The organism is Candidatus Hepatincolaceae symbiont of Strigamia maritima (assembly GCF_055505085.1).
In genome coordinates, this window is the sequence record NZ_DBKDTU010000062.1 from 1 (window position 1) to 983 (window position 983).

The window sequence follows — 983 nt, forward strand, 5'->3', positions numbered from 1 at the left end:
TTAATACTTAAATAATACTAGGTATTACTTATAATGTCAATAATTATTAATAATACTTATTTTATTTATTGTTACTCATAGCTTGTTTAATAGCATTTTTAATAAAAACTTCTTTTGTTATATCATTTTGTAAGCAATAAATTGTTAATTCTTTCCATTCAGTAGGAAGCATTTTCAGAGGAAAAGTTTTTGTTTTTGTATATATATTTTTATTTTCTGTAGATGTATTTAATTGATTAATAGCATAATCAAGAACATCCGTATTACTTTTATTAAGTTTTTGTAGTAATTTATTAGGTTTATCAGACATATACACTCCTTATTTTGTTAACTGTAATACTTCTTTACTTATATCAAGTATTTCTTTTTTAGCTTTTAAATCATCGCTATCAAATATATTTATATTATCTTCTTGCAAAACTTTTGAATAAACAACTCTATGAGCAATATAATGTGATAGTTTTTTATATTCATTAAAACTATCACTACACTTATTGTATTCATTAATACTTTTTACCCCATTAAACAAAATACAATAGTCGCTATTCATTTTTTTAATAGCTTTTAATGTATTTAAGCTAGCATGTAAATCTAAAATAGATGGCTGAATTGGGATAATACTTAGGTCAGTTATCTCTAACAAATCTAATATTCTTAAATCAGTATTAGGGTATGTATCTACTAACACATAGTCTATTTTGTCATTTAATATATTTTTAAATTCTTCAACACAATTTTCAATATGAACTGATTTTACCGGAAAATAATTATTATTTTTTGCTATTTCAGTTAGGCTTTTTTGAGGATCGGTATCAATAACAGATACTTTTTGATTTAATTTATTTAATCCGAAAGCCAAGTTTATTGTTGTAGTAGTTTTACCACAACCCCCCTTATTGTTTAATAAGCTTATTATTTTCATACATTAGTTCCTTATAATATGTTACTAACTATAATTTTATAACTTATATATACTATAGTAC

The 983-nt window shown here is 22.7% G+C and carries 2 protein-coding genes; both read right to left on the reverse strand.

Annotated features, from left to right (window positions below):
* Nucleotides 1–61: 61 nt before the first annotated feature.
* Nucleotides 62–310: a hypothetical protein gene (locus tag ACQCX0_RS01365; protein ID WP_462562338.1), complete on the reverse strand. Its 249-nt coding sequence runs from the start codon at nt 308–310 to the stop codon at nt 62–64.
* 9 nt (nt 311–319) lie between these two features.
* A complete protein-coding gene (locus ACQCX0_RS01370) occupies nt 320–922 on the reverse strand; it encodes a ParA family protein (protein WP_462562339.1) in 603 nt (200 codons plus the stop codon).
* Nucleotides 923–983: the final 61 nt, after the last annotated feature.

What these genes read in the sequence shown, in the direction of transcription:
- ACQCX0_RS01365 (WP_462562338.1), bottom strand. Translation starts at nt 310, where the DNA reads ATGTCTGATAAACCTAATAAATTACTACAAAAACTTAATAAAAGTAAT.
- ACQCX0_RS01370 (WP_462562339.1), bottom strand. Translation starts at nt 922, where the DNA reads ATGAAAATAATAAGCTTATTAAACAATAAGGGGGGTTGTGGTAAAACT.